Raw genomic sequence first — 7,138 nt, 5'->3', positions numbered from 1 at the left:
GGGATTCAGCACTGCCGCCGTTTCGCTTCTTTTTGAAGTTCGGGTACTTAGCCCGTCCCGCCCAGAAATTAGCAAACGCTTTTTGGAGGTGTCTCAAACCTTGCTGCAAGGGGACGCAGCTAACTTCGTTCAAGAAGCTAAGCTCATCCTCTTTTTTCCACTCAGTCAGCAACGCCGACGTTTCTTTATACCCAATCCGTTCTTGCCTTTCATACCAGCCTTCAGTCCTTGCGGCCAAAGCACGGTTGTAGACAAGGCGGGTACAGCCCAGCGTCCGCCGCAACAGGTCTTCCTGTTCGGCAGTTGGGTAGAAACGATATCGGAATGCTTTTTGCGTCATGCTCACATTGTAGCATCTATTGTGTAAAGCCGCCCTGAAAGGGCGGGGTTTCAGACCCAGGAGTTTTGATAACGCAGCTTTATGATAACGCAGCCTCGGCAGGAAGCAACGGGCGATCGATCGCCCTTCCCGAACCTCCACGAAAATCGATACAATACTTAACAAACCTTCTCAGAAAACAGTGCCTCGCTGCTGAAAATCGTCGAACGAGCGTTTAACACTTCAATGGCTATGCAAACAACAACACCGACTCGGGAACTCGATACCGTCCCCGGACAGTTTTGGACCTGGCGGGACAACAAGATCTATTACGTCAAAACCGGATGCAAACATCCCAACCGTCCGCCGTTGCTGTTGGTTCACGGTTTTGGGGCGTCAACGGATCACTGGCGGAAAAATCTTGTCGGATTGCAAGAAGACTTCGAGGTGTGGGCGATCGACCTGCTGGGATTCGGTCGATCGGCCAAACCCACACTTCCTTACAGCGGTCAGTTGTGGCGCGACCAACTCCACGACTTCATCAGCGAAGTTATCGGCGAACCCGTCGTATTGGCGGGAAATTCCCTCGGCGGGTACGTTTCCCTCTGCGTCGCCGCCCAAAAACCCCAATCGGCCAAAGGTTTGGTTCTTCTCAACAGTGCGGGGCCTTTCAGCGACAGTCAACCTCGCCAACCCAGCGTCATGAATCGTCTCGTGCGGTGGTTTGCGCTGCAAGATTGGGTAGCCTTTCTCATTTTCCAGAATACCCGGCGTCGATCGGTGATTCGCAAGACTTTAGAGCGCGTTTACGTCGATAAAACCGCCGTCACCGATCGCCTCGTCGAAGAAATTTACCGTCCGTCGTGCGATCGCGGTGCGGCGAAAGTCTTCGCATCCGTGTTCAAAACCCCCCGAGGCGCCACCGTCGACGAACTGCTACAGCAACTCGAACGTCCCTTACTGATGCTGTGGGGAGAAGGCGATCCCTGGATCGACGCCCGAGAACGAGGGGCGAAATTTCGCCAATACTACCCCAGTTTGACCGAATATTACCTCAACGCCGGTCACTGCCCCCACGACGAAATCCCCGATCGCGTCAACGAATTAATGGCGTCCTGGGTGGTGCAACAGGTTCGTTGAGCGTATTATCAACTGAAACTCAACGATCGAAACTCAACGATCGAAACTCAACGATCGAAACTCAATAACCGAAACTGATATCGTCAACTGCTAACTCCCCGTCGAAAGCGTAAAACGTGACCCGGTGAATGTTGGGGGCTTTCACGATGAGTTGGTAGTTGGCGGAGGTGGGACTTTGACTGTTGGCTAAATTGGACGAGGGGAGTTCGTCGCGGGCGATGGTTTCCCCGAGGTCGTTGTAGGCTGACATCGCCGTAATGCGGGAACTGGTGACGAATCCCGACACGAACTGAACCGGACAGCTGAATTTCAACTCGAGAAACCCGCTTTGAGGCGCTCCCATTAATAAAATATCGCCGGAATGAATGGGATAGGCGGGATTTGAGGGGCAGACGGCGATCGCGTTGTCAAATCGAATGCCCCATCTGGCGAATTGATCTCGCACCACCTCAAAGCGTTCTAAGCCTTCAAAATCGAGGCGCACGCAGGCGGGAAGCTGGGAAATGTCTGTATGAGACTCAGAACGTTGGCGTTCGACGCGGGCGATCGTGCTGTCTGTGGCAGTAGTGCGATCGACCTCCGGCCATCTCGAAGCCGTCTCGAGACGGTTCCAGGGATAAACGCTTGATTTTAGCATGTTTTCTCTCGATGCAATAAACCCACGCAAATGCTGGCGCGAGACCCTTGACGATCGAAGTCTCGATCTTTTTAAATATCCGATTTATAAGTGAGGGGTGTCACCCCTCATCCAAATTTTATCAGACTTTAAAAGGTCGGTTTGTGTAAAATCGATACCGTTACGTCAGTTTTTGCAACCTTCTATTTTTATTGTATGCCTCCCAAATGGCCTGGAAAACCCGACCCGAAAGACCCAGCGTACCGACGCTTGGGCGATCGCATCAACTTCGCCTTGCACGTAGCAATTTTCGCCGCCTGTAATTCCGGCGCTTGGTTTTTCTATACCCTGTATCGCATCGACGAACCCTGGACGCTGTGGGCGAGTGCGGTGTGGGGGGCGGTGTTGTTCGCCCACGGCGTTTACGTCTTCGGACTGGCAAACTACTCTCAATCCTAAGCCGGTCGGGGGAGAAACCCTGATAAACTATGGGGTGGTTTTATCGAAAACACAGGTTAAGCGAGCTGTGATGGAAGTAGGTCAAAAGGTTAAAGTCCGCCGGATTCGCGATCGCGTCCCGAGCGACATCGTTAGTAAAATCAAACAAAATCCCGTCGGAACGGTCTCTGAGTACAAAATGGTCGATGGCAGTGGTATCGGCGTCGTCGTGACGTTCGATCGCGGCTTTTCTACCTGGTTCTTTGAAGACGAACTCGAACCCGCATAAGCGATTTTTACGGGCAACTGAAGGGGGGTGACGGTACGATCGATGCCGCACCCCCCTTTTTCAGTGATGAGGAGATGAGGAGATGAGGAGATGAGGAGATGAGGGGGATAAATTATCAATTATCAATTCGATCGCGCTATCTTCGGAAATTGTAACGATACAGATTCTTTTTATGGCACAGATTCTCACATTTCTTGGAAAAGGCGGCACCGGACGCACCACCATGGCCATCGCAGCGGCGAAGTATCACGCCAGCTTCGGACGGCGCGTGTTACTGGCCAGTCAGGGATCGGGTCCTGAATTCAGCTTGTTATTGGGGGCGTCGGTGGCCTCGGAACCGACGGAGATCGCACCAAATTTACAAGCGATTCAGTTCTATACTCCCTATATGCTCGAACAGGGGTGGGAACAGGTTAAGAGTTTAGAGGCGAAATATCTGCGAACTCCCTTTTTTAAAGAGGTTTACGGCCAGGAATTGGCGGTTTTGCCGGGAATGGACAGCGCCTTCGCCATTAATGCAGTGCGGGAGTACGATGCGGGTGGGAAATACGATGTGATTGTCTACGACGGGCCGGGCGATCGCGAAACGCTGCGGATGTTGGGTATCGCTGAGATTGCAGGCTGGTATTTGCGCCGCTTCCGTCAGGTTCTCGACGGTTCGGACATCGTGCGGGCGCTCTCGCCCTTCGTGCAACCCGTCAGCAGCGCCGTGTTAAACGTAGATTGGTCGCAAACGGAGTTTACAACGGAGAAATTGGACGATTTACTCGGTCAGGGGAAACGCACGCTCTCCGATCCCCAGCGCATGGCGGCCTATTTGGTGACGACAGCCGATCCCGCAGCCGTTGCGGTGGCGAAATACCGTTGGGGAGAAGCCCAACAAATCGGTTTGACCGTCGGAGGTGTCATCCTCAATCGCAGCAGCCTCAGCGATGCGATCGCCTCTGAGTTTGCGCCCCTGGCGGTGAGTGCGGTTCCCAATAAAACGGGGGACGATTGGCAGCCGATTATCGAGAATTTACCGGATTTCGAGAACGTCGCCAACGCCCCGAAACCGATGGAAATCGACCTCGACGCCCAAACAGTACGGTTGTTTTTGCCGGGATTCGATAAAAAACAGGTCAAACTGATTCAGTCGGGGCCGGAGGTGACAGTCGAAGCCGGGGAACAACGGCACAATATCTTTTTACCCCCGGCGTTGCAGGGTAAGTCTGTGAAAGGGGCGAAGTTTCAGAATCAGTATCTGACGATTTCGTTCTAGGGGAAGTTGAGAAGTTGAGGAGTCTGGGGACGGCGGGGAGAAACTGCGATCGAAGTCGTTGTTTCGATCGAAAACTCTCTATTCTAGAACTAACACCGCAGGTGTACCGTTCCGTCATCGATGCCGCGATCGCTTTCGCCCTATGGCTTTTCCTCCGCCTTCTCCCCAGTACGACCCCTCGCGAGCGTGGCACGCCCTCAGTCTCTCGGAAACTCTCGAAATCCTCGATAGCGATGCCGAACGGGGCTTAACGGACGATCGAGTACAACAACGGTGGCAAACTTTCGGGCGCAACGAAATCCCAGAAACCAGCGGTCGCCGTCCCCTCGTCATTCTGTGGGAACAGTTTACCAACGTCATGCTGTTGATGTTGATGGGCGTGGCGTTAGTCTCGGGACTGTTGGATTTGCGTCAGGGGATATTTCCCCGAGATGCGGTGGCGATTTTTGCCATCGTCCTCTTAAACGCCCTGTTGGGCTTTGTCCAAGAAAGTCGAGCGGAAAAATCCCTAGCTGCCCTCAAACAGCTCTCTGCCCCTCAAGTGCGCGTCCTTCGTAACGGTATCCCCGGCGATATCACCGCCAAAGACCTGGTTCCGGGGGATATCCTTCTCCTCGAGGCGGGATCGTCGGTTTCGGCTGACGCTCGCCTGTTGGACGCCCGGAATTTATCGGTTCGCGAAGCGACGCTGACGGGAGAATCGGAACCGGTCAGCAAGCAAGCGGAACGCCCCTGTCCGGAAGGGGCAGCGTTGGCGGAGCGATCGAACCTAGTGTTTCAAGGGACGGAAATCGCCAGCGGCCGCGGCCGGGCGGTGGTAACGAAAACGGGGACCGCCACGGAACTGGGACAGATCGCCGCCCTGTTGCAATCGATCGAAAGCGAACCGACCCCCCTACAACGGCGCATGGCGGAACTGGCCAACGCGCTGGTTCTCGGTTCCCTGCTGTTGGTGGGAATCGTGGTGAGTCTCGGCGTTTTGCAGGCGGGATGGACTCAGTTTCGGGAACTGCTGGAAGTGTCCTTGAGTATGGCGGTGGCGGTGGTTCCCGAAGGACTCCCCGCTGTGGTGACGGTGACGTTAGCCATCGGAACTCAGCGCATGGTGCGCCACAACGCCCTGATTCGCAAACTGGCGGCGGTGGAAACTTTGGGGTCGGTGACGACGATTTGCTCGGATAAAACCGGAACCCTGACCCAAAACAAGATGGTGGTGCAGTGGGTGGAGACGGGAACGCAAGCTTTGACGGTGACGGGAGAGGGATACGCCCCCGTGGGTCAGTGGCGCGATCGCACCTCCCAGAGGCCCCTCGATCGCCCGTTTCCGCCGGATTTAGAGCGGTTGTTATACGCCTGCGTTCTCTGTAACGACGCCCTGTTACAGCAACGGGGCCAAACCTGGGAGGTTATCGGCGACCCCACAGAAGGGGCGTTGCTGTCCCTGGCGGGGAAAGCCGGGCTGTTTCAAGAGGCGATCGCACCGCAAATCCCCCGGTTGGCGGAAATTCCCTTTTCTCCCGAACGCAAGCGGATGTCTGTCGTCGTCAAAGCGGCCGAATCCGAATCCCTCGACAATTCCCCCGATGTTCCCTATTTACTCCTGATGAAAGGGTCTCCCGAAGTGGTGTTAGAGCGGTGTACCCAGGTGCGACGGGGACACGAGATCTCGCCGCTGAGCGAGGGAGAGCGCCAAACCTGGCTCGATCGCAGCAACCGCACCGCCGCCCGAGGATTTCGGGTGTTGGGCTTCGCCGAACGTCCCCTCGACAGCCTCCCCGACAGCGACGATGAAACCGACGAAAAACAGCTCGTCTGGCTGGGTTGCGTGGGACTGCTCGACGCCCCGCGTCCAGAAGCCAAAGACGCCGTAAATTGCTGTCGGGAGGCGGGAATTCGTCCGGTGATGATTACGGGAGACCACCGCCTGACCGCCCAAGCCATCGCCTACGAATTGGGAATCGCGCAACCGGGCGATCGCGTTCTTTCCGGACAAGACTTAGACCACCTGTCTCCCGAAGCCCTTGAGGAACAGGTCGATCGCGTGAGCGTTTACGCCCGAGTCTCCCCCAAACACAAACTCGACATCGTTCGCGCCCTGCAAAAGCGCGATCGCATCGTCGCCATGACCGGAGACGGCGTAAACGACGCCCCCGCCCTCAAACAAGCCGATATCGGCATTACCATGGGGCTGACGGGGACTGACGTGAGCAAGGAAGCCAGCGATACCATTCTGCTCGACGATAACTTCGCCACCATCGTCCGAGCCACAGAAGAAGGGCGCGTCGTCTACGACAACATTCGCCGCTTTATCAAGTACGTTCTCGGTAGCAACGTCGGAGAAGTATTAACGATTGGCTCGGCGCCCTTGCTGGGTTTAGGGGGCGCTCCCCTCTCTCCCCTACAGATTCTTTGGATGAACCTCGTCACCGACGGACTCCCCGCCCTAGCTTTGGCCGTAGAACCCGCCGAACCCAAGGTGATGAAGCGTCCCCCCCACAGTCCTCGAGAAAGTATTTTCGCCCGAGGCTTGGGGACTTATATCCTCCGCATCGGCGTTGTCTTTGCCGGGTTGACGATTACACTGATGACTTGGGGCTATGACTACGCCAACCGCTTCGGAGAACCCGATCGCTGGAAAACGATGGTGTTTACGACGTTATGTTTAGCGCAGATGGGTCATGCGTTGGCGGCGCGATCGACCACGCAACTGACCCTCGAACTCGATCCGCGATCGAATCCCTATGTTTGGGGCGCCGTTATCCTGACGACGGTGTTACAACTGTTGTTAATTTATATAGCGCCGTTGCGGGACTTTTTTGGAACCTATCCCCTCAGCCCTCTGGAACTGTTAATTTGTATCGGGTTTAGTCTGTTAGTGTTTCTTTGGCTCGAATTGGAAAAACTCTTCTGGCGCTGGCGCTCTCGCCGCCAAACTAATCGTGCAGTATAACGTCAGTCAGACGGGATAGAAGTACGTCGCGTTGGAGTAGCGATCGCCGAGAGACCAACGGCCTCGCATCTTGGCACTGGTCGTGTAAAGTGGGAGATATAATCTCCTCGAAAATTACCCATGAA

General features: G+C 55.3%; 7 protein-coding genes. 5 read left to right on the top strand and 2 right to left on the bottom strand.

Going from position 1 to position 7,138, the window contains the following annotated elements:
* Positions 1-340 (bottom strand): RNA-guided endonuclease InsQ/TnpB family protein (locus tag ACP5D4_RS20245; protein ID WP_428013414.1); only part of this gene is annotated, 340 nt, incomplete at its 3' end.
* 231 nt (positions 341-571) lie between these two features.
* Between ACP5D4_RS20245 and ACP5D4_RS20240 the strand changes: the two genes are divergently transcribed.
* A complete protein-coding gene (locus ACP5D4_RS20240) occupies positions 572-1,459 on the top strand; it encodes an alpha/beta fold hydrolase (protein WP_428013420.1) in 888 nt (295 codons plus the stop codon).
* Positions 1,460-1,520: 61 nt separating this feature from the next.
* Here ACP5D4_RS20240 and ACP5D4_RS20235 read toward each other — a convergent pair whose 3' ends face one another.
* On the bottom strand, positions 1,521-2,096 hold the full coding sequence (locus ACP5D4_RS20235) for a hypothetical protein (RefSeq protein ID WP_428013419.1): 576 nt from the start codon (positions 2,094-2,096) through the stop codon (positions 1,521-1,523).
* 195 nt (positions 2,097-2,291) lie between these two features.
* On the opposite strand from ACP5D4_RS20235, the gene ACP5D4_RS20230 reads away from it, so the two are divergent.
* The 4 genes from ACP5D4_RS20230 (at position 2,292) to ACP5D4_RS20215 (ending at position 7,013) form a co-directional block, all read left to right on the top strand.
* Entirely contained in the window at positions 2,292-2,534 is a 243-nt protein-coding gene (locus tag ACP5D4_RS20230; RefSeq protein ID WP_428013418.1) for a 2TM domain-containing protein, read from the top strand.
* Positions 2,535-2,604: 70 nt separating this feature from the next.
* A complete protein-coding gene (gene petP, locus ACP5D4_RS20225) occupies positions 2,605-2,802 on the top strand; it encodes a cytochrome b6f subunit PetP (protein ID WP_428013417.1) in 198 nt (65 codons plus the stop codon).
* 172 nt (positions 2,803-2,974) lie between these two features.
* A complete protein-coding gene (locus ACP5D4_RS20220) occupies positions 2,975-4,063 on the top strand; it encodes a Get3/ArsA fold putative tail anchor-mediating ATPase NosAFP (protein WP_428013416.1) in 1,089 nt (362 codons plus the stop codon).
* A gap of 142 nt (positions 4,064-4,205) precedes the next feature.
* Positions 4,206-7,013 carry a cation-translocating P-type ATPase gene (locus ACP5D4_RS20215; protein WP_428013415.1) on the top strand — a complete coding sequence of 936 codons (2,808 nt, stop codon included), beginning with the start codon at positions 4,206-4,208 and terminating at the stop codon, positions 7,011-7,013.
* Positions 7,014-7,138: the final 125 nt, after the last annotated feature.

It is taken from the genome of Baaleninema sp., from assembly GCF_049974805.1.
In the GTDB taxonomy this organism is placed as follows: domain Bacteria; phylum Cyanobacteriota; class Cyanobacteriia; order Cyanobacteriales; family Geitlerinemataceae; genus Baaleninema.
The sequence above is the reverse complement of the archived record's forward strand: the minus strand, read 5'-3'. Positions and strand labels throughout refer to the sequence as shown.